This is a genomic window from Streptomyces spinosus, assembly GCF_020400655.1.
Lineage (GTDB): Bacteria > Actinomycetota > Actinomycetes > Streptomycetales > Streptomycetaceae > Streptomyces > Streptomyces argyrophylli.
In genome coordinates, this window is sequence record NZ_JAINRC010000013.1 from 89,529 (window position 1) to 116,212 (window position 26,684).

Annotated in this window: 25 protein-coding genes; 14 read left to right on the forward strand and 11 right to left on the reverse strand. The window is 75.7% G+C overall.

Annotated features, from left to right (window positions below; genetic code table 11):
• Nucleotides 1–27: 27 nt before the first annotated feature.
• The gene (locus LG395_RS24575; RefSeq protein WP_171158891.1) at nt 28–573 is read left to right on the forward strand and encodes a PadR family transcriptional regulator; all 546 of its coding nucleotides are present in this window, start codon (nt 28–30) and stop codon (nt 571–573) included.
• Nucleotides 574–607: 34 nt separating this feature from the next.
• Here LG395_RS24575 and LG395_RS24580 read toward each other — a convergent pair whose 3' ends face one another.
• Together LG395_RS24580 and LG395_RS24585 are read right to left on the reverse strand one after the other, a co-directional pair.
• Nucleotides 608–1,243, reverse strand: coding sequence for a hypothetical protein (locus tag LG395_RS24580; RefSeq protein WP_225811219.1), 636 nt, complete (start codon nt 1,241–1,243; stop codon nt 608–610).
• Between the two features lie 220 nt (nt 1,244–1,463).
• The gene (locus LG395_RS24585) at nt 1,464–2,441 is read right to left on the reverse strand and encodes a fibronectin type III domain-containing protein (RefSeq protein ID WP_225811220.1); all 978 of its coding nucleotides are present in this window, start codon (nt 2,439–2,441) and stop codon (nt 1,464–1,466) included.
• 421 nt (nt 2,442–2,862) lie between these two features.
• On the opposite strand from LG395_RS24585, the gene LG395_RS24590 reads away from it, so the two are divergent.
• A complete protein-coding gene (locus LG395_RS24590; protein WP_268744364.1) occupies nt 2,863–3,636 on the forward strand; it encodes a glycoside hydrolase family 75 protein in 774 nt (257 codons plus the stop codon).
• Nucleotides 3,637–4,003: 367 nt separating this feature from the next.
• Here LG395_RS24590 and LG395_RS24595 read toward each other — a convergent pair whose 3' ends face one another.
• From LG395_RS24595 to LG395_RS24630, 7 genes are all read right to left on the reverse strand, one after another.
• Nucleotides 4,004–4,414, reverse strand: a complete 411-nt coding sequence (locus LG395_RS24595; RefSeq protein ID WP_171158895.1) for a PTS-dependent dihydroxyacetone kinase phosphotransferase subunit DhaM — start codon at nt 4,412–4,414, stop codon at nt 4,004–4,006.
• The gene (dhaL, locus tag LG395_RS24600) at nt 4,411–5,016 is read right to left on the reverse strand and encodes a dihydroxyacetone kinase subunit DhaL (RefSeq protein WP_171158896.1); all 606 of its coding nucleotides are present in this window, start codon (nt 5,014–5,016) and stop codon (nt 4,411–4,413) included. The genes LG395_RS24595 and dhaL overlap by 4 nt, the downstream gene beginning before the upstream one ends.
• A 67-nt stretch (nt 5,017–5,083) precedes the next feature.
• Nucleotides 5,084–6,076: a dihydroxyacetone kinase subunit DhaK gene (gene dhaK / locus LG395_RS24605; protein WP_171158897.1), complete on the reverse strand. Its 993-nt coding sequence runs from the start codon at nt 6,074–6,076 to the stop codon at nt 5,084–5,086.
• A 300-nt stretch (nt 6,077–6,376) separates the two neighbouring features.
• On the reverse strand, nt 6,377–8,773 hold the full coding sequence (locus LG395_RS24615) for a glycoside hydrolase family 65 protein (RefSeq protein ID WP_225811221.1): 2,397 nt from the start codon (nt 8,771–8,773) through the stop codon (nt 6,377–6,379).
• Nucleotides 8,770–9,513 carry an HAD family hydrolase gene (locus LG395_RS24620; RefSeq protein ID WP_225811222.1) on the reverse strand — a complete coding sequence of 248 codons (744 nt, stop codon included), beginning with the start codon at nt 9,511–9,513 and terminating at the stop codon, nt 8,770–8,772. Before LG395_RS24620 ends, LG395_RS24615 begins: the two co-directional genes overlap by 4 nt.
• 135 nt (nt 9,514–9,648) lie before the next feature.
• Entirely contained in the window at nt 9,649–10,863 is a 1,215-nt protein-coding gene (locus LG395_RS24625; RefSeq protein WP_225811223.1) for a cytochrome P450, read from the reverse strand.
• A 209-nt stretch (nt 10,864–11,072) separates the two neighbouring features.
• Entirely contained in the window at nt 11,073–11,228 is a 156-nt protein-coding gene (locus tag LG395_RS24630; protein ID WP_171158901.1) for a hypothetical protein, read from the reverse strand.
• Between the two features lie 247 nt (nt 11,229–11,475).
• Between LG395_RS24630 and LG395_RS24635 the strand changes: the two genes are divergently transcribed.
• Nucleotides 11,476–11,826 carry a DUF3040 domain-containing protein gene (locus tag LG395_RS24635; RefSeq protein WP_171158902.1) on the forward strand — a complete coding sequence of 117 codons (351 nt, stop codon included), beginning with the start codon at nt 11,476–11,478 and terminating at the stop codon, nt 11,824–11,826.
• Nucleotides 11,827–12,060: 234 nt separating this feature from the next.
• Here the strand turns inward: LG395_RS24635 and LG395_RS24640 are convergent, their stop codons facing one another.
• Entirely contained in the window at nt 12,061–12,624 is a 564-nt protein-coding gene (locus LG395_RS24640; RefSeq protein WP_225811224.1) for a hemerythrin domain-containing protein, read from the reverse strand.
• A 101-nt stretch (nt 12,625–12,725) separates the two neighbouring features.
• On the reverse strand, nt 12,726–13,619 hold the full coding sequence (locus tag LG395_RS24645) for a polysaccharide pyruvyl transferase family protein (protein WP_225811225.1): 894 nt from the start codon (nt 13,617–13,619) through the stop codon (nt 12,726–12,728).
• 283 nt (nt 13,620–13,902) lie between these two features.
• On the opposite strand from LG395_RS24645, the gene LG395_RS24650 reads away from it, so the two are divergent.
• The 11 genes from LG395_RS24650 to LG395_RS24700 all read left to right on the forward strand — a co-directional run bounded on the left by LG395_RS24650 (nt 13,903) and on the right by LG395_RS24700 (nt 26,461).
• Nucleotides 13,903–14,910, forward strand: a complete 1,008-nt coding sequence (locus LG395_RS24650; protein WP_171158905.1) for an NAD-dependent epimerase/dehydratase family protein — start codon at nt 13,903–13,905, stop codon at nt 14,908–14,910.
• A 33-nt stretch (nt 14,911–14,943) separates the two neighbouring features.
• Entirely contained in the window at nt 14,944–16,578 is a 1,635-nt protein-coding gene (locus LG395_RS24655; protein ID WP_212768293.1) for a carbamoyltransferase family protein, read from the forward strand.
• Complete coding sequence (locus LG395_RS24660; protein ID WP_225811226.1) at nt 16,575–17,570, forward strand: glycosyltransferase family 2 protein; 996 nt, start codon at nt 16,575–16,577, stop codon at nt 17,568–17,570. Before LG395_RS24655 ends, LG395_RS24660 begins: the two co-directional genes overlap by 4 nt.
• Nucleotides 17,567–18,577 carry a D-glycero-alpha-D-manno-heptose-1,7-bisphosphate 7-phosphatase gene (locus tag LG395_RS24665; protein ID WP_225811227.1) on the forward strand — a complete coding sequence of 337 codons (1,011 nt, stop codon included), beginning with the start codon at nt 17,567–17,569 and terminating at the stop codon, nt 18,575–18,577. The genes LG395_RS24660 and LG395_RS24665 overlap by 4 nt, the downstream gene beginning before the upstream one ends.
• Nucleotides 18,574–19,584: a glycosyltransferase family 9 protein gene (locus LG395_RS24670; RefSeq protein WP_225811228.1), complete on the forward strand. Its 1,011-nt coding sequence runs from the start codon at nt 18,574–18,576 to the stop codon at nt 19,582–19,584. Before LG395_RS24665 ends, LG395_RS24670 begins: the two co-directional genes overlap by 4 nt.
• Nucleotides 19,581–20,543, forward strand: coding sequence for a glycosyltransferase (locus LG395_RS24675; protein ID WP_225811229.1), 963 nt, complete (start codon nt 19,581–19,583; stop codon nt 20,541–20,543). Before LG395_RS24670 ends, LG395_RS24675 begins: the two co-directional genes overlap by 4 nt.
• The gene (locus tag LG395_RS24680; RefSeq protein ID WP_225811230.1) at nt 20,540–21,772 is read left to right on the forward strand and encodes a glycosyltransferase; all 1,233 of its coding nucleotides are present in this window, start codon (nt 20,540–20,542) and stop codon (nt 21,770–21,772) included. The genes LG395_RS24675 and LG395_RS24680 overlap by 4 nt, the downstream gene beginning before the upstream one ends.
• Nucleotides 21,769–22,623: a D-sedoheptulose-7-phosphate isomerase gene (locus tag LG395_RS24685; RefSeq protein ID WP_225811231.1), complete on the forward strand. Its 855-nt coding sequence runs from the start codon at nt 21,769–21,771 to the stop codon at nt 22,621–22,623. Before LG395_RS24680 ends, LG395_RS24685 begins: the two co-directional genes overlap by 4 nt.
• The gene (locus tag LG395_RS24690) at nt 22,620–24,041 is read left to right on the forward strand and encodes a PfkB family carbohydrate kinase (RefSeq protein ID WP_225811232.1); all 1,422 of its coding nucleotides are present in this window, start codon (nt 22,620–22,622) and stop codon (nt 24,039–24,041) included. The genes LG395_RS24685 and LG395_RS24690 overlap by 4 nt, the downstream gene beginning before the upstream one ends.
• Nucleotides 24,042–24,525: 484 nt before the next feature.
• Nucleotides 24,526–25,530, forward strand: coding sequence for a glycosyltransferase family 9 protein (locus LG395_RS24695; protein WP_225811233.1), 1,005 nt, complete (start codon nt 24,526–24,528; stop codon nt 25,528–25,530).
• Nucleotides 25,520–26,461, forward strand: a complete 942-nt coding sequence (locus tag LG395_RS24700; RefSeq protein ID WP_171158914.1) for a glycosyltransferase family 2 protein — start codon at nt 25,520–25,522, stop codon at nt 26,459–26,461. The genes LG395_RS24695 and LG395_RS24700 overlap by 11 nt, the downstream gene beginning before the upstream one ends.
• Nucleotides 26,462–26,684: the final 223 nt, after the last annotated feature.

A 26,684-nucleotide genomic window follows, 5' to 3' on the forward strand; every position in this document is an offset into this window, starting at 1 on the left:
GTCCGCGCGCCTCCCTAGGATGACCCCATGTCACTCCCGCACGCGATCCTCACCGCCCTGCTGGAAAAGCCGTCGTCGGGACTGGAACTGACCCGCCGGTTCGACAAGTCGATCGGCTACTTCTGGTCCGCGACGCACCAGCAGATCTACCGCGAGCTGGGGAAACTGGAGGCGGAGGGCCTGATCCGCACCCTGCCGGCCGAGCAGCCGGCCCGCGGGCAGAAGAAGAGGTACGAGGTACTGCCAGCGGGCCGCGCCGAGCTGGCCCGCTGGACCGCCGCCGCGCAGGACCCCAGGGCCATGCGGGATCCGCTCCTGCTGCGGCTGCGCGCGGCGGCCGTGGTCGGCACCGCGGGCGTGGAGGACGATCTGCGCCGCCATCTGGAGCTGCACCGGCGCCAGCTGGCCGAGTACCGGCAGATCGAGCAGCGCGACTTCCCGCCGGACCGGGACGCCCCGCAGGACCGACTGCGCCACCTGGTCCTGCGGGCGGGCATCGACCTGGAGACCTTCTGGACCCAGTGGCTGACCCACGCCCTGGCGGAGTTCGCCGGGCTGCCGGACGCCGACTGAGGGTGCGCGGGAGCCGTACGGCCGTGCGGGCCGTTCAGAGCCGGTACGGGTTCGAGCGGCGGCGCAGCACCCAGCCCGTGGCGACGACCCCGGCGCCGACCAGGGTCGCGCCGACGCCCAGGGTCAGCGGGCCGTAGTCGCGGGCGGCGCCGCCGAGCCCGCCCATCACACCCCGGGACGGTGCCGGGCTCGACGTCGAGGAGATCGTCGGTCTGGTCGAGGAGATCGTCGGCCTCGTCGGGGGGATCGTCGGTCTCGTCGGGGGGACTGCCAGTCTCGTCGGGGGGACCGCCGGTCGCACGGACGCGGGCGCGGACGCGGACACGATCACCGACTGGCTGCCCGCCGTGAGACCGCTGGAGCACACCACCGCCACGGTGTACGTGCCCGGGCTCACCCCGGTCCAGGCCGCGGACTGGCTGACGGACGTGCCGGACAGGGCCACCTGCCGGCCCTGGGCGAAGTTGGCCTGCCGGTCGGTGAGCAGGGCCGCCGTGCCCCAGCTGCCGTTGATCAGGGTGCAGGCGCTGGTGACCACGGAGACCGTGCTGCCGGTGGTGCTGACCGAGATGCCCGAGACCGCGGCGGACGGCCCGGCGAGCACGGCCGGGAGGACGGCGGCGGCCGCCAGGGTCAGGCCGCGGCGGAGCGGAAGTCGCGAGGTGTGCATGGGCTGGCCTCCGGCGGCACGGTCGGCGGTACGTCCCATGCGCCGCCGGGGGTCGGGAAACGTCCGTGCTGCCTCAACCGCAGCCAACGCGCCGCCGCACCCACCCGCATGCGGGGCGGACCCGGTCGGGTGACCCGTTCCGCCGTCCGGCGCAGACGGGGACGCACCGGCCCGCCCGGTTGCCGGGCCCCGCGCGGTCACGCCGCCCCCCGTGCGCCGGTCAGCCGCCCGTGGTCACCGTCCGCTCCGCCGACCAGCCGCCCCAGGTGCCGTCCGGCAGCCGGGCCCGCAGCCGCACGCGGTGCACCTCACCGGCGTCGGTGCCGGCGTAGAAGCTGTAGCGTGCCCGGCCGCGTGGTGGTGTGCCGCCCCAGACGAGCGAGGTGGCCGTGGTGCGGTCCAGCTGGATCAGGTACTCGGTGATCACCCCGTCTGTGCGCGGCGGGTCCCAGGCGAGGTCGATGTAGCGGGCTCCGCCCGAGCGGTGGGTGGTGGCGGTGAACCCGGTGGGCGCGGTGCCGCGGCCGTCGTCGGTGCCCGGCGTGGTGAGACGGACCGGGGCGCCGGCGGGGGAGAGGTTGTCGGCGGCGTCGCGGGCCCGGACCGTGAAGACGTAACGGCTGCCGGGGCGCAGACCGGTGACGACGGTGGCGGTCTGGTCGCCGCCGACGCTGTGGATCTTCACCCCGCCCTGGTAGACGTCGTACGACAGCACGCCCCGGTCGTCCCGTGACGCGCCCCAGGACAGCTGGACCGCGCGGCTGCCCACGGCGTGCCCGGTGGTCGACGGCGGCCGGGTCGGTGCGGAGCGGTCCGCCGCCGCCTGCACCGGCGTCCGGGCCCGCACCGCCCGGCTGGGCGGGCCCAGCCGGCCCGCGCCGTCCCGGGCCCGCACGGTGAACGCATACATGGTGGACGGCCTGAGCCTGGTGACGTCCACCATGTGCTGCGAACCCGGTACTTCAGCCACTTTGGTGTGGCCGCGATAGACCTCGTAGACGCGGACCCCGGAACCGTCCGGTGCCGCGTTCCACATCACATGGACGCTCGTGGCGCTGCCCGCCGCGGCGGTGACCCCGGCCGGAGCACCGGGCACCCGGCCCTCGCCGCCACCGCCGTCGGCCCGGCTCCAGCCGCAGGACGCGACCAGCAGCAGCGAGCCGCAGGCCAGTACGAGCGGAACGGGAACGCGTCGCACGGCTCTGCCTCCCCCCGGACGGCCTCGGCAACCCCTAAAGGTCCGGACCAATATGCCCGCCCGGTGCGGACACAGCAAGGGGGCCGCGTTGGTGAGCAGCCCCGGACGTTACGTATGCTGAGTGTTCCTACGGCTGAACTACCCCAGAGGGCAGGGCAGTTCACGCCTGTGGCGCGGACACGCTGTCGTCGCCGAACCCGCGCCGGCGCGGGTGGCCGGGGGATCCGGGTCGGTACCCGTCCGGATCCCCGGCCCCTGTTGTCCCCCGCCGAGCCCCGAGGCTCGCCCGACAGTCCCCTGACGGGGTGTCAGAGGCGTGCTCCATCCGGCCCCTTCGCGGCGGCTCCCGTGGCTCCGGGCCCTGAGCGGCACCACAGTGTGCTCGATGTCCGCCACGTCCCCGACGAGAGGGTCCCCCATCGTGCGTGTCCCGTCGCTGATCCTGGCCGCGGCCGGCGCCGCCCTGATCGCCCCGGCGGCGCTGCCTGCCCCGGCCACCGCCGTCCCGCCCCGTGAGCGGCCCGCGGCCCGGGACGAGGGCGGGGTCACCGCCGGGCCCACGGCCCGGGAGCCGGGCGGGGACACCGCCGGGCCCGGGGCCCGGGACGAGGGCGGGGTCACCGCCGCCGACCTCCTGGCCCGGACCGGCACGTGCACCGAAATCTCCCGGGGCCGCTACCGCACCGACGCCGACAGCCCGGCGACCGTGCCCGTCTGCGGCACCGACGACGCCGTCTTCTGGAGGGCGGACCTGGACGTCGACTGCGACGGCCGGCCCACCACCCACTGCAACTCCGCCACCGACCCGGTCTTCGCCCCCACCACGGCCTTCCAGCAGTCCGACGGCCTCGACCTGAACGCCGAGACCCTGCCCTACATCGTGGTCCCCGCGCCGAGCTCCCGCTGGGACTACCGCGCGCACGGCATCCGTGGCGGCTCCGTGGCGGCCGTCGTCCACGGCGACCGGGTGCAGTACGCGGTCGTCGGCGACACCGGCCCCAGCGACCTCATCGGCGAGGCTTCCTACGCCACCGCCGAGGGCCTGGGCGTCGACCCGGACCCGCTCACCGGCGGGGCGCCCTCCGACGTGACCTACATCCTCTTCCGGAACTCCCTGGTCACCCCCATCGAGGACCACGAGGAGGCGGTGGCGACGGGGGAGCGGCTGGCCAGACAGTTCCTCGCGAACGACTGACCGCCGGGCCCGGCCGCCACGGGGGCCGCACCCGGGCCGCCCGAACCCGGTCGACGCGCGGGCGTCTGTGGGCGGCCGGTGGGGGGGACCTCCGCGCCTCGTACAGGAGCCGGCCCGGTGCGGGAAGAGTGAGCCGGCCGTCGCTGGTCGGCTCGGGCGGGATCGGGTTCTCACGAGCCCCCTGCCGGCAGGCCCCGGCCACCGGCCGGCCGGGACGCGGCACCGCGCCTGGGGGACGGGCACCGCACCGCGAGGACGGCATCCCCGCCTACGGTCGCCGGCCCCCCGGCGGCGTCCGGGCCGGACGCCGCCGCCGGTCGGCCCGGCCCGGGTGCCCCGGCCGGGTGCCGAGGCCGGGACCCCCACGTCACACCTTGCGGTAGCCGTACGCCTCCGCCGCCGCGGCCTCCACCGCGTCCAGGTCCGCCCCGGCGGCGGAGGTGACCACGGCGGCCACCGCGCCCTCCAGGAACGGCGCGTCCACCAGCCGCGTGCCGTCGGGCAGTTCGTCGCCCTCGGCGAGCAGTGCCTTCACCGTGAGCACCGCGCTGCCCAGGTCGGTGAGGACCGCCACCCCGGCCCCCCGGTCCACCGAGGCCGCCGCGGCGGAGATCAGCTCGGCGCTGGTGCCGAGCCCGCCGTCCTCCGTGCCGCCCGCCGGAGCCACCGGCACCGCGGTCGCACCGCCCGCCAGACCCTTGGCCAGTGCGGCGACCGAGGCGGCCACCTCCGCGCTGTGCGACACCAGCACGATCCCGACCAGCTTCCCCTCGCTCACTGCTCCGCCTCCGCCGTCTCGGCCAGCGCGGCGATCAGCAGCGCCGACGAGGTGGCCCCCGGATCCTGGTGGCCGATGCTGCGCTCGCCCAGATAGCTCGCCCGCCCCTTGCGCGCCTGCAACGGGGTGGTGGCCACCGCACCCTCCTCCGCGGCGGCCCGCGCGGCGCCGAACCCGGTCCCGAGGGCGTCCACGGCCGGAACCAGGGCGTCGATCATGGTCTTGTCGCCCGGTGCCGCTCCGCCGAGCGCCATCACCCCCTCCACGCCCGCGCGCAGCGCCGCGGCCAGCTCCTCCTCGCCGACCTCGGCGGCGTCCCCGAGCGCCTTGCCGGTCCGGCGCAGCAGAGTGCCGTACAGCGGTCCGGACGCGCCGCCGACCGTCGAGATCAACTGCCGCCCGGCCAGCGTCAGCACGGCCCCCGGGGTGTCCGGCGCGTCCTTCTCCAGGGCGGCCGCCACGGCGGTGAACCCGCGCTGCAGATTGCTGCCGTGGTCCGCGTCCCCGATGGCCGAGTCGAGAGCGGTGAGCCGTTCCGCCTCGCGGCTGACGGACGCGGCGGCCGTCGTCATCCAACGGCGGAAGAATGCGGCGTCGAGCACTGGATCTCCTCGCGTGGTAGGGCTGCCGGCCGTTCGGCCGGGACGGTGCGCCGTCTGCTCCGCCGTATCACATTCCCCAGCGCAGCGCCGGGGTCTTCACCGGCGCGTCCCACAGCCGCAGCAGCTCCTCGTCGGCCTGGCACAGCGTCACCGAGGCGCCCGCCATGTCCAGCGAGGTCACGTAGTTGCCGACGAGGGTGCGCGCCACGGCGACCCCGCGTTCCCGGAGCACCCGCTGCACCTCCGCGTTGAAGCCGTACAGCTCCAGCAGCGGCGTCGCGCCCATGCCGTTGACCAGCACCAGGACGGGGCTGCGCGGCGGCATGTCCTCCAGGATGGCGTTGACCGCGAAGTCGGCGATCTCCCCCGAGGTCATCATCGGCCGCCGTTCGCGGCCCGGCTCGCCGTGGATGCCGATGCCCAACTCCAGCTCGCCGTCCGGCAGATCGAAGGTCGGGCTGCCCTTCGCCGGGGTCGTACAGGCGCTCAGGGCCACGCCGAAACTGCGGGAGTTGCCGTTGACCTGGCGGCCGATGGCCTCCACGCGCTCCAGCGGCTGCCCCTCGGCCGCGGCGGCGCCCGCGATCTTCTCCACGAACAGCGTCGCGCCGGTGCCGCGCCGGCCGGCCGTGTAGAGACTGTCGGTGACGGCCACGTCGTCGTCGACGAGCACCTTGGCGACCTGGATGCCCTCGTCCTCGGCCAGCTCGGCCGCCATGTCGAAGTTGAGCACGTCGCCGGTGTAGTTCTTCACCACGAACAGCACGCCCGCGCCGCTGTCGACGGCCGCCGCGGCCCGCGCCATCTGGTCGGGCACCGGGGAGGTGAACACCTCTCCGGGGCATGCGGCGGACAGCATGCCCGGACCGACGAACCCGCCGTGCAGCGGCTCGTGTCCCGAGCCGCCGCCCGAGACGAGCGCGACCTGGCCGGACACGGGGGCGTCCCGGCGCACGATCACCCGGTTCTCCACGTCCACGTTCAGGTCCGGATACGCGGCCGCCAAGCCGCGCAGCGCGTCCGCCACGACGGTCTCCGGGACGTTGATCAGCATCTTCATGCGTGTCTCCTCGTGAGCTCGGCGGTTGCGCCCAAGACCCGTGTCTTCGCAGGTCAGCGGTGCACTGACGGCCGCCCGAGGGGGGAAGCCGCCCGTCCCGTCTACTGGAAGTATCGACCTTGTGGCGTCGAAGGTCACCTGTGACCGCGCCCCTTCACGGTGCGTAGCCGATGCGTGACTCGGCGTGTGCGCCGCGTCACGGCGGACGTGGTCGCGCGCCGGGGAGTACGTCGAAGGGGGGGCGGCGCACGGGTTCCCCGACGGCGTCCCGGGGAGGTCCGGGGCCGTCCGTACGCCGTGCTACTCCGGCGTGTCGGCCCGGTCCTCCTCCCCTGGGGGCAGGCCCACCGGGCGGCGGCCCGGCGGCTGCTGGGGTTCCGGGAGGGAAGGCGCGTGGGGCATCGGGCGGTCGACCGGGCCGTCGGCGGTCAGGTGCGTCGGCTCCCCGTGGTGCAGGACGTCCAGTGGTCCGCCCTCCATCAGCTGGTAGCGCACGCGGGACCGGCCGATGTCCACCTTGAGCCTGCGCCCGCACACCAGCACGGTGAACGCCACCCTGGACAGCGCCTCCGGCAGGCGCGGTGTGAACGACAGCTGCCCCGGCCTCCCGTCCTCGCCGAGGTACCGGCGCATCCCTCCGAAGCCCGCGACGAGGGCGATCCAGGTCCCGGCGAGGGAGGCGATGTGCAGCCCGTCACGGGTGTTGTGCTCCAGGTCGTCCAGGTCCATCAGCGCGGCCTCGCCGAGGTAGGCGTAGGCCAGCCGCAGATGACCGGTCTCGGCGGCGAGCACCGCCTGGCAGCACGCCGAGAGGGAGGAGTCGCGGACGGTCAGCGCCTCGTAGTAGGCGAAGTTGCGCGCCTTCTGCTCCTCGGTGAAGACGTGCGGGCACTCCATCATCGCCAGGACCAGGTCGGCCTGCTTCACCACCTGCTTGCGGTACAGGTCGAAGTAGGGGTAGTGCAGCAGCAGAGGGTAGTTGTCGGGCGGGGTCGCCTCGAAGTTCCAGCGCTGGAAGGTCGTGAACCCGGCCGACTGCTCGTGGACACCGAGGGATTCGTTGTACGGCAGCGCCATGCGGGCCGCCGCGTCCCGCCACACCGCGGCCTCCTCGTCGTCGACGCCGAGTTCCGCCGCCCGGTCCGGGTGGCGTACCGCCGCGTCCGCGGCGGCCAGCAGGTTCTGACGGGCCATCAGGTTCGTGTACAGGTTGTCCCGGGCGAAGGCGCTGTACTCGTCGGGACCCGTGACCCCGTCGATGTGGAAGACGCCTTCCGGGTCGTGGTGGCCGAGGGAGCGCCACAGCCGGGCGGTCTCCACCAGCAGGTCGAGCCCCTCGGCGCGCTCGAACTCCTCGTCCCCGGTCACCATGACGTACCGCACGACGGCCATGGCGATGTCGGCGTTGACGTGGAAGGCGGCCGTACCGGCGGGCCAGTAGGCGGAGCACTCGGCGCCGTCGATGGTCCGCCAGGGGAACGTCGCCCCGGACAGTCCGAGCTGACGCGCGCGCTCCCGTGCCGCCGGCAGCGTCCGGTGCCGCCAGCGCAGCGCCGGCGCGACGGCCTCCGGCGCGGTGAAGGTCAGCACGGGCAGCACGAAGGACTCGGTGTCCCAGAAGGAGTGCCCGTCGTAGCCGGTGCCGGTCAGGCCCTTCGCGGGGATCGCGCGGTTCTCGCCGCGGGCCGCCGCCTGGAGCACGTGGAAGAGAGCGAACCGCACCGCCTGCTGGATCTGTGCGTCTCCCTCCACCTCGACGTCCGCGCCGCCCCAGAAGCGGTCCAGGTACGCCCGCTGGGCGGCGACCAGTCCGTCCCAGCCGGTGCTGACGGCGGCCGCCACCGCCCCGTCCACCTGGTCGTGCACGGCCGGCAGCGAACGCTCACCGGACCAGCCGTGGGCGACGAACTTGACCAGCCGCAGCGGCTGTCCGGGCACCAGGTCCGCGGTCACCGTCAGCCGGCTGACGTCGGGCTCGCTGTGCGCCGTCCACTTCGTGCTCTCGGGCCCCTCGACGAGGTGGTCGGCCGCGGTACCGACGCGCAGCCCGCTGCTGCCGGTGCAGTGCACGAGCCGTAGCCGGGTGTTCTGCGCGAAGTGCTCCTCGGACACCAGCGGGGACTCGGTCGCCGCGGCGACGCGCGGATCGCCGTGGAACCTGGGCAGTTGCTCGTTGGCGACCAGCTCGGACTGCACGGCGACCGTCGTCGGTCCGTCGAGGGGCTCCACCTCGTACACGACCGCGGCGACCGCCCGCTGGGTGAAGGACACGAGCCGATGCGAGGTGATCCGGACCGTACGGCCGCCGGGCGACGTCCACCGAGCGGTCCGGCTGAGCACACCGGAGCGGAAGTCCAGGACCCGCTCGTGCGCCAGCAGCCGGCCGTAGCGCAGATCGCACGGGTGGTCGTCCACGAGCAGCCGGATGATCTTGCCGTCGGTGATGTTGATCATCGTCTCGCCGGACTCGGGATATCCGTAGCCCGCTTCCGCGTACGGCAGCGGGTGCCGCTCGTAGACACCGTTGAGGTAGGCGCCGGGCAGCCCGTGCGGCTCTCCCTCGTCGAGGTTGCCGCGCCAGCCGACGTGCCCGTTGGACAGCGCGAACACCGACTCGCTCTGGGCGAGCACATCGAGGTTGAGCTCGGTCTCGCGCAGGCACCAGGGCTCGACCGTGTAACTGGGGTGAGTGATCACCGCGACTCCAGGAGTTCGGCCAGGTCCCGGACCACCACATCGGCCCCGTGCGCGCGCAGTTGCTCCGCCTGGCCCACCCGGTCGACGCCCACGACGACGCCGAACCGCCCCGCCCGGCCCGCCTCGACACCGGCCAGGGCGTCCTCGAACACGGCCGCCTCGTCCGGCTGGACGCCCAGCTCGCGGGCCGCCTCCAGGTAGGTGTCCGGGGCAGGTTTGCCGCGCAGCTGACGCTCGCGTGCCACCACGCCGTCGATCCGTTCGTCGAACAGGTCCTCGATCCCGGCCGCCACCAGGACGTCCCGGCAGTTGGCGCTGGAGGAGACCACCGCGCAGCGCAGCCCGGCCTCCCGCACCGCGTGCACGAAACGGACCGAGCCCTCGTACGGCTCCACCCCGTCCTCGCTGATCCGCCGCAGGACCAGCTCGTTCTTCCGGTTGCCCAGGCCGTTCACGGTCTCCGCCTCCGGCGGGTCGTTCGGCGACCCCTCCGGCAGGCGCACCCCGCGTGCGGCGAGGAACGTGCGCACCCCGTCCTCCCGGGGCCGCCCGTCCACGTACGCGTCGTAGTCGTCGACCGCGTCGAAGGGGACGAACGCGGTCCCCTCACGGGCCGCGCGCCGGCGGAGGTAGTCGTCGAACATCTCCTTCCAGGCCGCCGCGTGCACCTTCGCGGTCTGGGTGAGTACCCCGTCGAGGTCGAACAGACAGGCACGGACATGAGAGGGAAGCCCCGGCATGCCGCCGAGGCTAGGGGCCCGGCACGGGCCGCCGCGGCAGGACACCGCGCGCCGGGCCGGAAGGCACCCGCTCGGTGGAGGCGGGAGCGGCGGCGGGGCCGGGCCGCCGCGTCGCCGCGGTGGCCCGGCCCCGTCTCACCAGGTGACCGGCAGACTCAGCGGGAAGCGGCGGATGGTGCCGTTGTCCCACTCGATGTCCTCGGCGGGGACGTCGAGGCGCAGCTTGGGGAAGCGCGTCAGCAGACCCGAGACCGCGCTGTCCAGCTCCGCCCGTGCCAGCGGTGCCGCGAGGCAGTGGTGCCCGCCCCAGCCGAAGGTCATGTGCGGGCGCACGGGCCGTTCCAGGTCGAGCTTGTGCGGGTCGGGGAAGACGCCGGGGTCCCGGTTGGCCGCGAGGTAGGACACGTGCACGTAGTCGCCCGCGCGGATCGGGACGCCCTCGATCTCCGCGTCCTCCAGCGCGATCCGCGGGATGCCCACGCCCTTGCGGAACGGGATGAACCGCAGCAGCTCCTCCAGCGCGCCGGGGAACCGCTCGGGGTCGCGCGCGAGGGCGGCCGTCTGCTCGGGCCGGGTCAGCAGCAGATAGGCGATGTCGCTGATCTGGCAGGTCGCGGTGTCGTTGCCGCTCAGGATGAGCGTCACCGCCAGGACCGCCAACTCGTCGTCGCTCAGCGGCTCCTCACCCTCCGGCACCGGGGCGGTGGCCAGCGTGCTGAGCAGGTCCTCGCCCGGCGAGCTCCGCCGGGCCGGGACCAGTTCGGCGAAGTACGCCCGCAGGCAGGCCTTGGCGTCGGCCGCGTCCTGCCGCGCGTCCGGCGAGGTGGCCAGCAGCCGCATGGTGTGCGCGCGCAGCTGGTCGCGGTCGGCCTCGGGGACGGCGAGCAGCTCGCAGATCGTCAGGTGGGGCAGCGGCACGGACAGGTGCGTGACCAGGTCCGCGGGCGGACCGGCCTCGTCCATCGCCGTCAGCAGCCCTGCCACCACCCGGTCCACGGCCGGCCGCATGGCCGCCACCCGCTCCCGGGTGAACGCCTGGGCCGCCACGTGCCGCAACCGGGTGGAGTGCGGCGGGTCCGTCACGTTGATCGACTCGGGTGACACGATGGGCTCGGGCGTCATCCGCGGATAGTCGCGTCCGACGATCGCCGCCCGGCTGAACCGGGGATCGCACGTCACCTGACGCACTCCGGCGAAGCTGGTCACCAGCCACGCCTCCGCCTCGCCGTAGGGCAACCGGATCCGGCTGACCGGGCCGCGGCGTGCCAGTGCGTCCAGCGCGGGGTCGTACTCCAGTGCGTCGGCGAAGTCGAAGGGGCAGTCGAGAACCGCCGGGTCGTGGGACGACATACAGCCTCCTTTGCGCGCCGCCGGGCGCGTCGCTTCCGGGGGGCCGGTCCTACCCGTGCCGGCCGCTCAGCGTCGTCGCGGCGGCCCCGGGGGCGAAGCGTGGTGCGGGCAGCCCCGGTCCTCCCCGGCCGACCTGGTGCGAGAGCTGTGTTCACTATGCGGTACCGCGACCGGTCCCGCACCACGGGCGCTGCGGGGGACGCATCCGCTCAGCCCGTCATGAGCACGTTGACGAGGACGATGACCACGGCCGCGACGACGGCCGCGACGACCACCCAGGGCCACGTCGCGTGCTCCTCGGCCGGCTGGACCGCCGACCGGACCGCCGGCTTGGCCGTCGGCTCGACCTCGGTGGACTCGGACACGGTGGCTCCTCGCGGGGCGGACGACGGACGGCCGGACGTACGGGGGCTGTACCGGCTCCATCGTGGACCGGGCGGGGGCCGCGCTTCAGTCGGGGTGGCCACCGGAGGCGGGGTGGACTTTTCTCCACCCCGCCGCTTCACCGCCGGCTCCGCCCGCCCGCGGCGGCACCGCATCGGCCGGGCGCAGAGGGGAACTCGGTCGCCCGGGGCCCGGATGCCGCCGAGGGGCGGAGGAGGTGCCGTTGCCGTGGACGACTGGGAGATGTGGGAGATGCGTGACGAGGTACGGCTGTCACCGCGGGAGCGGCTGGCGCTGTTGCGGATCGAGGCGGACCTGCGACGGGACAGGAGGTTCGCCCGCCGTATGGGCGCCGGCCCGCGCGAGGTCTGGCTGCCGGTGGCGGTGTCGCTGCTGACGGTCGCGTCGGTGTTCGTCGCCGTCATGGGCATCCGCACCTCGGACCCCGCGTTGCTGTGGTGCTTCGCGCTCCTGTGGCCGCTGACCCTCTTCCAGGCGTTCCGGCTGCTGTGCCGGGCGACCCGCACCCGTCCCCGCGCCGGTGTCAGGACGACCCGTGGCACGCAGCCGTGGCTGTGACGCACGGCTCCCGGGCGCCGGCCCCGGCCCGGACGGCCCGGACGCCCGATGTGAGCGAACGCTGAGCCGAACGGGTGAGTTCGCGCGGCTGGGCAGCTTGGGCGGGTGGGTTCGCGCGGCTGGGCAACGGAAGGGGCGAGTGAGCCGAACGGGTGAGGACAGAACGGCGCCGCCCGGCCCTCACGGGTCCGGACGGCGCCGTTCTCCCTCGGCCCTGGCTCTCCGGGCCCGCCCTCAGCCCCCCTTGCCCCGTCCCGTCAGCGCGTCCCGCATCCGGTCGACCAGGCCGGCTCCCGGTGCCAGCAGCTTGTTGGCCGGGGGCTTGTCCGGTGCCGACGGGTGCGGACGGGTGGGCGCCGTCTTCTTCGCCCGGCGGATCTTGTCGCCGAGGTCCATCAGCGCGTCCGGGGGACAGGCCGCCTCCAGCCGCGGGAAGAGGTTCTGCTCCTCGTCCGTCACATGGGACCGGATCTCGCTCATCAGCTGAGCCATCAGCGAGTCGAACCGCGGATCGTCCGCCTGGCAGCCCTCGAGATCCTTCATGATCTGCTCGGCTTTGGCGTGGTCCTCGAGTTCCTTGTCGGCCAGCGCGTCCCCGCCCGCCACGTGCTCGCGCACCGCCGGGTAGAGGTAGGCCTCCTCCGCGACCGAGTGGCGGACCAGTTCGATCGTGGCCTGGTCGCAGAGGTCCTTGCGCTCCTGGGAGCCGGGCGGCAGCGCCTCGATGCGGCCGAAGATCTCCTCGACCTCGCGGTGGTCCGTGGTCAGCTCCTGGATGACGTTTCCGCCGTGACCCATGGTCGTTACCTCCTGCGTGGAACGCGGCGGCCCGTGAACGGTCCGCCGTCGCCGCGCCGAGTGCCCCGCGCCGGGCGCGCCACACGGCCCGCCGCGCCCGGTCAGCTCATCGAGTGGCAGGCTGCGGCCGTCCGGCCCGCCCCGGACAGCGCCCACTCCCACCAGTGGTCCAGGATGTCCGGCGCCAGCGCGTCCGCCGCCACCAGCGCCGGCCACCGCAGGGCGCGCGCCTGGGCACTGACCTTCGCGCCGCCCGCCACCGGATCGACCGCGATCACCGGGGTGCCGGTACGCAGGCCCAGCACCAGGCCGTGCAGCCGGGTGGTGACGACCACGTCGAGGCGCGCCACGAGGGAGAGGAACTGCTCGGCCGTCGCGCACAGCCGCCAGTCGCCGGTGGCCAGCCGGGAGTCGGCCGGCACCCGCGCGCAGTCCTTGCCGGCCAGCCAGCCGGCGATCCGCTCGTTCACCTCCGCGTGCCGGCGGCGTGTCCGGTACTCGCCCTGGCCGTGGGAGAGGACCACCCCGGCCACGGGCGGCAGCGGGCCCGCCGGGGCGTCGGCCGCGAGGTCGCGCCGGGCCGGGCCTGCGGTGCCGTCCCGAGCGACGATCACGTCGAAACCGGTGACCGCCGGGTCCGCCGGATCGACCACCGAGACGCCGGCCGCCAGTCGTCTGCAACACCCGAACCTTCCATGCAGAGCGGCCACTTGCGGCCCGTGCACCGGACCGCACACGAACAGCAGGGTGTCGTACGCCCGCGGGTCGGCCGTCTCCAGCGACAGCTCACCGGGCCGGAAGCCGGGGCTCCACGCCGTCTCGTGCCGGATGCCCGCCCCGGTCAGCGCGGCCGACATGTGCTGCTGTGCCAGCACGTCCCCGGCCGTCGCCTCGCCGTCGCGGAAGCTGAACCAGCCCGTGAGCAGCAGCCGCTGCGGGGCCCGGCCGGGCCCGCGCAGAACGCGCAGCACCGCCTCGGCGACATCGTCGTGCATCAGCGCCTCCCGCGTGGTAGAGGGGCGCAGGAGTCGCGCGAGCACCCCTGAGACCCGAGAATAAGAATCCAACGTGTGAACCCAACTGGCAGGGGAACTCAGCTGCCAGTGCCGTCCAGAAAGCGGCGGCGTGCCAGGCCGGTCCTCCGGATCGACGGGGACCCGGGCCGAGTCATTCTCCTCCCATCGGGCCGACGAGGTCGGTCCCGGCGACGCGGTATGCGCCGAGCGCCCAGGCAGGGGCGCTGTCCGGCGCGCACGACGCGGACGAAGGAACAGCCCCATGACTGGTGACACACCGTTCTCCTGGCGGCGCGCCCTCGTGACCGGCGGCGCCGGCTTCCTCGGCTCCCATCTGTGCGAACGGCTGCTGGATTCAGGTGTCGAAGTCGACTGTGCCGACAACCTGGCCTGCGGGCGGCGCGAGAACGTCGCGCACCTGGCGGACCGGCCCGGTTTCCGCTACGCGCACGGCGACGTCTGCGCGCCCGACTGCGCCGAGCGGCTGGCGGGCCCGTACGACCTGGTCCTGCACTTCGCCTGCCCGGCCTCGCCCGCCGACTACCTGCGCATGCCGCTGCAGACCCTGGACGTGGGCAGCCTCGGCACCCGCAACGTGCTGGAGATCGCCGAACGCGACGGCGCCCGCTTCCTGCTCGCCTCCACCTCCGAGGTCTACGGCGACCCGCTCGTCCACCCGCAGCACGAGGGCTACTGGGGCAACGTCAACCCGGTCGGACCGCGCAGCGTCTACGACGAGTCGAAACGGTTCGCCGAGGCCCTGGTCACGGCACACGCCGGCACCAGGGGGACGAACGCGGGGATCGTCCGGCTGTTCAACACCTACGGTCCCCGGATGCGGGCCCACGACGGCCGTGCCGTGCCCACCTTCATCTGCCAGGCCCTGGCGGGCGAGCCGCTCACGGTCACCGGCGACGGCAGCCAGACCCGTTCGCTGTGCTACGTCGACGACACCGTCGACGGCATCCTCCGGGTGGCCGAGAGCCGGTCCGTGCGACCGGTCAACATAGGCGGCAGCGACGAGATCACCGTCGCCGACCTGGCCCGCCGGGTGGTCGCCCTCACCGGCTCCCGCTCCCCGATCGCGTTCATCGACCGGCCCGTCGACGACCCCGGCCGGCGCCGCCCCGACACCACCCTCGCACGCGAACTGCTCGGCTGGTCGCCGCAGGTCCCCTGGGAGGAGGGCCTGAAGCAGACCATCGCCTACTTCGCGGCCCTGCCCCCGGATCCGGACCCGCGCGTGGAGGAACCGGCCCCGCGCCCCTGACCCCCGCACGTTCCCCGGCCCTGGAGACAGCGCATGCACGTCCTCGGTATCAACGCACTCTTCCACGACCCCGCCGCCGCCCTCGTCACCGACGGCAGGGTCGTGGCGGCGGCGGAGGAGGAACGGTTCTCCCGCCGCAAGCACGGCAAGCGGCCCGTTCCCTTCTCGGCCTGGGAACTGCCCGAACAGTCGGCCCGCTGGTGTCTGGAGCAGGCCGGCCTCACCCCGTCCGACCTGGACGCCGTCGCCTACTCCTACGACCCCGCGCTGGCCCGCCCCGCCGACGAGATGGGGCTGCACGACCCCTGGGACCACCTGCGCCAGCAATACGCCCGCCAGGCACCGGACTTCCTCGCCGAGGCACTGCCCGGACTCGACCCGGCGAAGGTGCGCTTCGTCCCGCACCACATCGCGCACGCGGCCTCCGCCGGGCCCGTCTCGCCGTACCCGGACTGCGCCGTCCTCGTCCTGGACGGCCGCGGCGAGTGCGGCTCCCACCTGGCCGGCCGCTGCGCCAACCGCGAACTGACCGTCCTCGGCACCCAGCGGCTGCCCGACTCCCTCGGCCTGTTCTACGAGGACCTCACGCAGCACCTCGGATTCCTGCGCAGCAGCGACGAGTTCAAGGTCATGGCCCTCGCCTCCTACGGCACCCCGCGCTTCGCCGGGCGGCTGCGCGAGTACGTCCACGCCGACGGCGACGGCGGCTTCCTGGCCCGCCCGGTGCCCTGGGCCGAGCTCGTCCCGCCGCGCCCGGCCGGCGGCGCCTGGAACCAGGACCACGCCGACCTCGCCGCGAGCGCCCAGCTCTGTCTGGAGGAGGCCATGCTGGCCCTCGCCCGGTGGCTGCGCGAGCGCACCGGCGAGGACGCGCTCACCATGGCCGGCGGTGTCGCCCTGAACTGTGTCGCCAACACCCGGCTGTGGCGGGAGAGCGGCTTCCGGCACGTGTGGGTGCAGCCCGCCGCCGGCGACGCCGGCACGGCCCTGGGCGCGGCGGCGTACGTCGCCGGGCAGAAGGACACCCTGGAACCGATGCCGACGGCCGCGCTCGGCCGGGGCTGGAGCGACGCCGAACTGCGCGCGTGGCTGGAGCGGGCGGCCGTACCGTACGAGGAACCCGCCGACATCGCCGAGACCGCCGCTCGGACACTGGCCGACGACGGGATCGTGGCCTGGTTCCAGGGGCGCAGCGAGTACGGGCCGCGCGCGCTCGGGCACCGCTCCCTGCTCGCCCATCCCGGCAGGGCGGAGAACCTGGAACGGCTCAACGCGGTCAAGGGACGCGAGGAGTTCCGGCCCGTCGCGCCCATGGTGCTCGCCGAGCGCGCGGGCGAGATCTTCGACGGACCGCTGCCCAGCCCGCACATGCTGTTCGTGCACGACGTGGCGCCCGAGTGGAGGACCCGCATCCCGGCCGTGGTGCACGTCGACGGCACGGCCCGCATCCAGACCGTGGACCGCGCCCGGGAACCACTGGTGGCCCGGATGATCGAGGGCTTCGAACGGCGCACCGGACTGCCCGTGGTGGTCAACACCAGTCTCAACACCGCCGGACGGCCCATGGTCGACGACCCCAGGGACGCCCTGGAGTGCTTCGGCTCGGCCCCGGTCGACCTGCTCGTGCTCGGCCCGTTCGCGATCCGCCGTGGGAAGGCCTTCGCATGACCGACGCCCCCGCCTACACCGTCGTCGTCCCCACGATCGGCCGCCCCTGCCTCGCCGAGTGCCTGCGCGCGCTCGGCGCGGCCGAGGGCCATCCGCCGCACGAGGTGGTCGTCGTGGACGACCGGCCCGCGCCCGACGGCGGCCTGCCCCTGGAACCGGCCGGGCAACTGCTCGACCGGGTGCGCACCCTGCGCACCGGCGGCAGAGGGCCGGCCGCCGCCCGCAACGCCGGCTGGCAGACCGTCCGCACGCCCTGGACGGTGTTCCTGGACGACGACGTCCAGGTGTCGCCGGACTGGTCCCGGCGGCTCGCCGACGACCTGCGGCAGGCCGGCCCCGACGTCGGCGGTGTCCAGGGGCGGCTGCGTGTCCCCCTGCCCCCAGACCGCCGGCCCACCGACTGGGAACGCACCACGAAGGGGCTGGAGAACGCGGCCTGGGCCACCGCCGACATGGCCTACCGCACCGAGGCGCTGAAGCGGACCGGCGGCTTCGACGAACGCTTCCCACGGGCCTTCCGCGAGGACGCCGACCTCGCCCTGCGCGTGCAGCGCGCGGGCTGGTCCCTGACCCGGGGCACCCGGGTCACCCGGCACCCGGTCCGCCCCGCCCACTGGTGGGCCTCGTTGCCCGCGCAGCGCGGCAACGCCGACGACGCCCTGATGAACCGGCTGCACGGCCGGGACTGGTGGGACCGCGCGCAGGCGCCGCGCGGCCGGCTGCCCCGCCACCTGGCGGTCACCGGCGCCGCCCTCGCCGCGGCCGGCTGCGCCCTGGCCGGACGGCGCCGGGCCGCGGTCGCGTGCGCCGCCCTGTGGACGCTCGGCACCACCGAGTTCGCTCTCGCCCGCATCCTGCCCGGGCCGCGCACCGCCCGCGAGGTCGCCGGGATGCTCGGCACCAGCGTGCTCATCCCGCCGCTCGCCGTCCGGCACTGGCTGCGCGGGGTCGTCCGCCACCGGCACGCCGAGCCCCTGGGAGGTGCCGGGTGAACAGGCTGTCCGCCGTCCTGTTCGACCGTGACGGCACCCTCGTCGTGGACGTCCCGTACAACGGCGACCCCGGCCGGGTGCGGCTGATGCCGGGGGCCGCCGCGGCCGTGGCGCTGGCCCGGTCCGCCGGGCTGCCGACCGGGGTGGTCAGCAACCAGTCCGGCATCGGCCGCGGCCTGCTCACCGTGGACCAGGTGGTCCGCGTCAACGAGCGCGCCGACGAGCTGCTGGGCGGCCTGGACACCTGGGTGTTCTGCCCGCACGGCCCCGACGCCGGCTGCGCCTGCCGCAAGCCCCGCCCCGGCCTGATCCGCACCGCCGCAGCCCGGCTGGGCGTCCCGCCGGACGAGTGCCTGGTGATCGGTGACATCGCCGCGGACGTGCTGGCCGCCCGCGCGGCCGGCGCCCGGGGCGTCCTGGTGCCGAACGCGGCCACCGCGCCGGCGGAGGTGGAACGTTTCGCCACAGAGAGCGCCCCCGACCCCCTCACCGCGGTCCGCGCGGCCCTGACGGAGGCGGGCCTCAGCCCCCCGAGGCGACCCCCGCGCACCCCGCCCGCGCGGACGGCACCGGCTTCCGGCGCGATGAGCTGGTCCCGTGAGGGCACCGCGGTGGTCTCCGAGGGCCGCTGGTCCCGCGTGCGGAACGCGGCGAGCCCGGCCGGGACGCGACCGCCGTCCGACCGCGCCCCCCTGGTCTCCGGGGCCCGGCGGCCGTACGCGCCGGGAGAGGCGGCCTCGCGGGGGCCGCTGCCGCCCGTGCCGGAGGGGGCGACATCGAAGGGGTCCTCGCCGTCCGCGCCGGGTGAGGCGGCCGTGTGCCGGGCGTCGTCGTCCGGGTCGGGTGAGGCGGCTGCGTGCCGGGCGTCGTCGTCCGGGTCGGGTGAGGCCGCTGCCTACCGGGCGTCGTCGTCCGGGTCGGGTGAGGCCGCTGCCTACCGGGCGTCGTCGTCCGTCTCGGGCGCCGTGCCCCCGGCGGGGCCGGCGTCCGGGAGGTGGTCGGCGTGAGGTCGCTCGTCGTCCGGCTCGACAGTTTCGGTGACGTCCTGCTCGCCGGCCCCGCCGTGCGCGCCGTCGCCGCCCGGTCCTCGCACGTCACCCTGTTGTGCGGCCCGCGCGGCGCGGACGCCGCCCGGATGCTGCCCGGGGTGGACGAGGTGCTGATGTGGGAGGCGCCCTGGGAGGGGTTCGACCCGCCGCCGGTCAGCACCGCGGACGTCGACGCACTGGTGACACGGCTGCGTGCCGGGGCCTACGACACCGCGCTGATCCTCACCTCCTTCCACCAGAGCCCGCTCCCCACCGCCCTGTTGCTCCGGCTCGCCGGCGTCGGCCGGATCGGCGCCGACAGCGTCGACCACCCCGGCCGGCTCCTCGACGTACGCCACCGGCGGCGTGCGGGCCGGCACGAGGCCGAGGCGGCGCTGGACACCGCCGCCGCCCTGGGCTTCCCGCCCCCGCCCGGCGACGACGGGCGGCTGCGCGTCCTTCCGCCCCCCGACACCAGCAGCCTCACCGGCCACGGCCCCTACGTCGTCCTGCACCCCGGCGCCAGCGCCCCGGCCCGCGCCTGGGGCCCGCACCGCTGCGCCGAGGCGGTCGCGCTGCTCGCCGACGCCGGCCACCGCGTGGTCGTCACCGGCGGCCTGGAGGAGACCGGGCTCACCCGGCGGGTCAGCGGGGACACGGCCGTGGACCTCGGCGGCCGGACCTCCCCGCGCGTCCTCGCCGGCGTGCTGCGCATGGCCGACGTCGTGATCAGCGCCAACACCGGCCCCGCCCACCTCGCCGCCGCCGTCGGCACCCCGGTCGTCTCGCTGTTCGCACCCGTCGTACCGGCCGGACGCTGGGCGCCGTACGGCGTCCCCGTCATCCTGCTCGGCGACCAGTCGGCGCCCTGCGCGGACACCCGGGCCCTGACCTGCCCGGTGCCCGGCCACCCCTGTCTGGACGAGGTCACCGGACAGGACGTGGTGCGCGCGGCGCACAAGCTCATCCAGGAGCGGCAGTCATGAACATCCTCGTCTGGCACGTGCACGGATCCTGGCTCACCGCCTTCGTGCAGGGCCCGCACACCTACCTCGTCCCGGTCACGGGCGACCGCGGGCCCGACGGGCTCGGCCGCGCCGTCACCTGGGACTGGCCGCAGAGCGTCCGGGAACGCACACCGGAGGAACTGCGGGACTGCGACATCGACCTGATGGTCCTGCAACGCCCGCACGAACCCGACCTCGCCCACCGCTGGACCGGCCGCCGTCCCGGCGTGGACGTGCCCGCCGTGTACGTCGAGCACAACAGCCCCGACGAGTCGCCGGAGCGCCAACTCCACCCGCTGGCCGGACAGTCGGCGATCCCCGTCGTGCACGTCACCCACTTCAACCGGCTGATGTGGGACAACGGCCGGGCCCCCACCGAGGTCGTCGAGCACGGCATCATCGACCCCGGCCACCTGTACACGGGCACCGAGCGGCGCGCGGCCGTCGTGGTCAACGAGCCCGTGCGCAGGGGCCGTACCACCGGCACCGACCTGCTGCCCCGGTTCGCCCGGTCCGCGCCCCTGGACGTGTTCGGCATGCGCACCGAGGGACTCGCCGGCCACCTCGGCCTGCCGCCCGGGCGCTGCCGCACCCGGGACCTGCCGCAGCACGAACTGCACCGGGAGATGGCCCGCTGCCGGGTCTACCTGCACCCCGTGCGCTGGACCTCGCTCGGTCTGTCCCTGCTGGAGGCCATGTTCCTCGGCATGCCCGTGGTCGCCCTGGACACCACGGAGGCCCGTGAGGCGATACCCGAGGGCGCCGGGGTGGTCTCGAACCGCCTCGACGTCCTGGAGGACGCCGTACGGACCTTCCTCGCCGACCCCGGACCGGCGCGCCGCGCCGGCGCGGCCGCCCGGGCCGCGGCCCAGGCCCGCTACGGAGAGCGGCGTTTCCTGGACGACTGGGAGCGCCTGATCAAGGAGGTCACCCGATGAGCCGCATTCCGCACACCGCCGGGCGCGTCGCCATGGTCTCCGAGCACGCCAGCCCGCTGGCCGCGCTCGGCGGGCCGGACGCGGGCGGCCAGAACGTGTACGTGGCCCAGGTCGCCCGGCAGCTCGCCAGAAAGGGATTCCGCGTCACGGTGTACACACGGCGGGACTCGGCGGGCCTGCCGGACCGGGTGACCCTCATCGACGGCGTCCAGGTGGTGCACGTGCCCGCCGGACCGCCCGCGTCCGTCCCCAAGGACGAACTCCTGCCCCACATGACCGACTTCGGGAGCTTCCTGGCCCGGCAGTGGGCCAAGAGCCCACCCGACGTGGTGCACGCCCACTTCTGGATGTCGGGCCTGGCCGCCCTGGCCGGCGCCCGCGACCTCGGCATCCCGGTGGTGCAGACCTACCACGCGCTGGGCACGGTCAAGAAGCGCTACCAGGGCACCGCCGACACCAGCCCCCCGCAGCGCCTCGCCGTCGAGGAGGCCATCGGCCACGAGTGCGCCCGGATCATCGCCACGTGCAGTGACGAGGTGGCCGAACTGAAGGCCATGGGGCTGCCGGAGGACCGGATCAGCGTCGTGCCGTGCGGGGTCGACCCCGACCAGTTCGCCCCCGTCGCCGGCACCCGCCCGGCCGGCGCCCGCAGGCGGCTGCTGGCCGTCGGCCGGCTCGTGCCCCGCAAGGGCTTCGACCGCGCCATCCGCGCCCTGGCCGGCGTACCCGACGCCGAACTCCTCGTCGCCGGCGGCCCCGAGGCCGACCTGCTCGGTGCCGAACCCGAGGCCGGGCGCCTCTACGGCATCGCCGGCGAGTACGGCGTCCAGGACCGGGTCACCCTGCTCGGCGGGGTCAGCAGGGCCCGTATGCCCCGGCTGATGTCCAGCGCCGACCTGGTGCTGTCGCTGCCCCGGTACGAGCCGTTCGGCATCGTCCCGCTGGAGGCCATGGCCTGCGCCACACCGGTCGTCGCCACCGCCGTCGGCGGCCAGCTCGACACCGTCGTGGACGGCACCACGGGCGTCCTGGTCCCGGCCGACGACGACCACGACCTCGGCGCGGTCGTCCGCGCCCTGCTCGCCGACCCCGGCCGGCTCGCCCGGTACGGAGCCGCCGGCCGCGCCCGGGTGCTCAGCCACTACACCTGGGACCGGGTGGCCGACGGCGTGGCCGCGGTGTACGGCGCCGTGTCCGCCATCCACTCGCTCTCGGGAGTCGTCCGATGAAGAGTCCGACGAAGGGTCCGGGGAAAGGTCCGGCGAAGCCCGTCACCGGCACGGCGCACGGGAACACCGCCACCACCGCGCACTGCGACGACCTCGCCAAGGCCCTGGAGGCGTTCCGCGAGCACGGCCCGCTCATCGAGCGCTGGGGCACCGAACTCGCCCGGCGGCTGGGCGCGGGCGCCCGGCTGCTCGTCGCGGGCAACGGCGGCAGCGCGGCCCAGGCCCAGCACCTCACCGCCGAACTCGTCGGCCGCTACCGCGACGACCGGCCGCCGTTCTCCGCGGTCGCCCTGCACGCCGACACCTCCTCCACCACGGCGATCGCCAACGACTACGGCGTCCAGGAGGTGTTCGCCCGGCAGACCGCCGCGCACGGCCGCCCCGGCGACGTGCTCCTGCTGATGTCCACCAGCGGCGCCAGCGCCAACCTGCTGGCCGCCGCCGACCGCGCCCACCGGCTCGGCATGACGGTGTGGGCACTGACCGGACGGGCCCCCAACCCCTTGCAGCTCGGCGCGGACGACACGCTCTGCGTCGACGCCCCCCTCGGCGCCACCGTCCAGGAACTGCATCTGGTCGCCGTCCACATGCTCTGCGAGGCCTTCGACCAGGCCGTCGAACGGGGGGAGGCCGACCACGGGGCGGCGGGCGCCGGCGCGGGCGACCGCGCGGACGCCGGCGGCGAGCGCGCCGTCGACGGCCGGCCGGACGCCGAGGGCGAACCGGGTGCCGACGGCCGGCCGGGTGCCGACGGCAGACCCGGTGTCGTGGGGCGGCTCGTGGGCCGCGCCCGGACCGTCGGCCGGGCCACAACCGATGCGCCCGTAGCACCGAGGAAGGGACAGACATGACCGCCTCGCAGACACCTCTGGTCGTCGTGGGCGACGCCCTGCTCGACCACGACCTGTGCGGCCGTGCCGAGCGGCTGGCCCCGGACGCGCCCGTCCCCGTCGTCCACGGCGCCCGGCGCAGCTCCCGGCCGGGCGGCGCCGCCCTCGCCGCGTGCCTCGCGGCGGCCGGCGGACGGCCCGTCACCCTGGTCACCGCCCTCGGCACCGATACCGCCAGCGACACCCTCCGGGAACTGCTGGCGGGCCGGGTCGGCCTGGTCGAGGTGCCGCTGGACGGCACCCTGAGCAGCAAGACCCGCGTCCTGGCCGGCGACAGGCCGCTGCTCCGCCTCGACGACGGCGAGGGCCGCGCCCGCGAGGCGACCCAGGAGGCGGTGTCCACGATCGCGGCAGCCGGGGGCGTCCTCGTCGCCGACTACGGCCGCGGTACCGCCGACGTCCTCCGCGACGCCCTCACGCACACGGCCGCCCCCCTGGTCTGGGACCCGCACGTGCGCGGCCGGTCCCCGGTCCCCGGCGTCCGCCTGGCCACACCCTCCGCCCAGGAGGCCCGCGCCTTCGCCCGGCGGCTCGAGGACGCCGAGCCCGGTGACGCGGCCGGGCTGCGCACCGCCGCCCGGGACGCCCGTGCCCTCGTGCGGGCCTGGCGTGCCCAGGCCGTCGCGGTGACCCTGGGCGAACGCGGCGCGCTCCTCTCCCACGGCGAGACCCCGTTGCTCGTGCCGACCCCGGCCGCCGCCACCGGCGACCCCTGCGGGGCGGGCGACCGGTTCGCCGCGGCCGCCGCGGGCCTGCTCGCCGACGGCGCCCTCACCGAGGCCGCCGTACAGGGCGCCGTCCACGCCGCCACCCGCTACGTCGCCGAGGGCGGCGCTCGCGCGGTCGCCGTCCCGGACGGCCCGGAGACGGCCGAGGAGGCGCCGGGTGACGGCGACACCACCGCGGATGCCGTGCGCACGGCCGCACGGGTGCGGGCGGCGGGCGGCACCGTGGTCGCCGCGGGCGGCTGCTTCGACCTGCTGCACGCCGGGCACGTCGCCCTGCTCCAGGCCGCCCGACGGGCCGGGGACTGCCTCGTCGTGTGCGTCAACTCGGACGACTCGGTCCGCCGCCGCAAGGGCGACAGCCGCCCGCTGGTCCCGGCCCCGGACCGGGTGCGGGTGCTGCGGGCCCTGGAGTGCGTGGACGCCGTGGCCGTGTTCGACGAGGACACCCCCGAACGCATCCTGTCCGAACTGCGCCCGCACATCTGGGCCAAGGGCGGCGACTACGCCCGGACCCGGCTGCCCGAACAGCCCCTCGTGGAGAGCTGGGGCGGCCAGGTCCTCCTGCTGCCCTACCTCGACGGCCGCTCCACCAGCGGCCTCGCCCGCCGCGCGGCCCTGGCCCCGGCGTCCACGGGCGGGGACGCCCGGTGAGCCCGGCACGACCCCCTCGCCGCCGGGCGCCCGGTGCGCGTCCCGGGCCGGGGGGAGGGGCGGCGGGCGGGAAGCGCCTCCGCGTGCCCACGGCCGGCGCCGCCCGCCGGCCCGGCCCCGGGGCAAGTGTCACGCCGGTGTCCGGCACCGCCGGCCGGGGTCGCCCGTCCGCGTCCTGTGCGGCTGATCGGGGGGTCCCGCCCGCGTTCTGCGCCGCTGGTCCCGGTGTCCCGCCCGCGTCGCGCACCGCTGGTCGGGGTGTCCCGCCCTTCGTGTCCCGCGCCGTCGGCCGAGGACTACCGCCCGTCGCCCGCGCCGCCGGCCGAGGTGTCCCGCCCGCGTCCCGCGCCGCCCGCCGAGGCATCCCGTCCACGCCCCGCACCGCCGGCCGAGGACTACCGCCCGCTCGGATGGGCGGCGCGGGCCCGCGGAGCCCGGCCCGCCGTCCGTCCCCGGCTTCCGCACGCGACGGAGGACCCACCCGGTGACCCCCGCCCCGATTCCCGCTCCGGATCCTCCGACCGTCCTGGTCCTGCGCGCCCTGGGCCTGGGCGATCTGCTGGCCGGCGTGCCCGCGCTGCGAGGCGTCCGGCGGGCCTTCCCCGGCCACCGGGTCGTCCTCGCCCAGCCGCCGGGGCTCACCGAACCCGCCCTGCGGACCGGCGCGGTCGACGCCGTGTTCCCGGCCGAGGCGCCGGGCCGCGCGGTGCCGGACCTCGGCCACTGGCCCGGCCCGCCCCCCGACGTGGCGGTCGACCTGCACGGCAACGGGCCCGAGAGCCGCGACGCCCTGGCCGCCCTGCGTCCGGGCCGGCTGCTCGCCCACGCCTGCCCGGACGGCCCGCCGTGGCCGGACCAGGCGAACGAACGGGACCGCTGGTGCGCCTTCCTGCACCACTACGGCATCGCGGCCGACCCCCGGGACCTGCGGCTGCCCCGGCCCCCCACACCGTCCCCGGCGCCGGGCGCCGTCGTCGTGCACCCCGGCGCGGCCTCGGGCTCCCGCCGCTGGCCGGCGGAGCGGTTCGCCGCCGTCGTACGGTGTCTGCGCGCCGCCGGCCACCACGTGGTCCTCACGGGCGGCCCCGGCGAGGACGCCCTGGTCCGCTCGGTCGCCGAACGCGGCGGCGGGCGCGGCCGCGACGTGCTGACCGGCGGGCTGCCGTTCGAGGAGCTGTCCGCGCTGGTCGCCGGGGCGTCCCTGGTCCTCAGCGGCGACACCGGCCTCGCCCACCTCGCCGTGGCCCACGGGACCCGCTCCGTCACCCTGTTCGGACCGGTCTCCCCGCGGCTGTGGGGGCCACCCCCGAGCCCGGACCACCTGGCCCTGTGGAAGCCCGGCCCGCCCGGCGACCCGCACGGCCGCACCCCCGACGCCCGCCTGCTGCGCATCCGGGCCGGTGAGGTCGCCACGGCCTGTCTGACACTCCTGCGGGACGTGCGCGGCCGGCAGCGGCGGACGGGACCGGAGGTGACGCATGTCCACTGAGCAGGCACCCGCCCGCGTGCACCGGCCCACGACCCCGGGCGACCCGCGCATCACGGTCGCCGTCATCACCCGCGACCGCAGCGCCAGCCTGGTGCGCACCCTGGACGCGCTGGCCGCGCTCCCCGAGCGGCCACCGGTCGTCGTCGTGGACAACTCCCGCGACGACACCACCCGCCGTGCCGTGGCCGGCCACCCGGCCGTCGCCCGGCTGCTGCGGCCCGAGGCCAACACCGGTGCCCTCGGCCGCAACCTGGCCGCCCGGCACGCCGACACGCCCTACGTGGCCTTCAGCGACGACGACTCGTGGTGGGAGCCGGGGAGCCTCGCCCGCGCCGCCGACCTCCTCGACGCACACCCCCGGCTCGGCCTGCTCGCCGCCCGCACCCTGGTCGGGGACGAGGCCGCCGAGGACCCCCTCAACGCGGTGCTCGGGGCCTCCCCGCTGCCGCTGGAACCGGATCTGCCGGGCCGCCCGGTGCTCGGGTTCCTCGGCTGCGCCTGCGTGGTCCGCCGCGAGGCCTTCCTCGGCGCCGGGGGTTACCACCCGTTGCTCTTCTTCGGCGGCGAGGAGACCCTGCTCGCCTACGACCTGGCCGCGGCGGGCTGGGGTGTCGTCTACGAACCGTCCCTGCGCGCGCGCCACCACCCCGGCGACCACGCCCGCTCCGGCCGCTCCTTCCTCGTCCGGCGCAACCACGTGCTGACCACCTGCCTGCGCCGCCCCTGGCCGGTCGTCCTGCGCGCCGGCACCGGTCTCGTACTGGCCGCCGCGGCCGGCCGGCCCGGAGCGCGCCGCGCCCTGAAGGAGACCGTCGTCCGGTTCCCGGCCGCCCTCGCCCGCCGCCGGCCCCTGCCCCCACGCGTCGAACACGCCGCCCGCCTGCTCGACCGCGAACCGCCCGGCCACCCCGGGGAAGGCAGCGGACCATGACCGGGGACAACCCCGGCGCCCGTACCCGGGACCTGCGGGCACGGACCGGACGAGGGCCACCCCGGCCGCGCGCCGGGCGCCCCTCCTCGACCTGCCGCACCCCGGCGGAAAACACCGGACGGCGGCCACCCCAATCCGCTCCCACCCCAGGGGAAGCCGCCGGGGGACCGCCGTCCCCCGATCCGCTCCCCCCACGGGAAGGCACCGGGGGACCGCCGTCCCC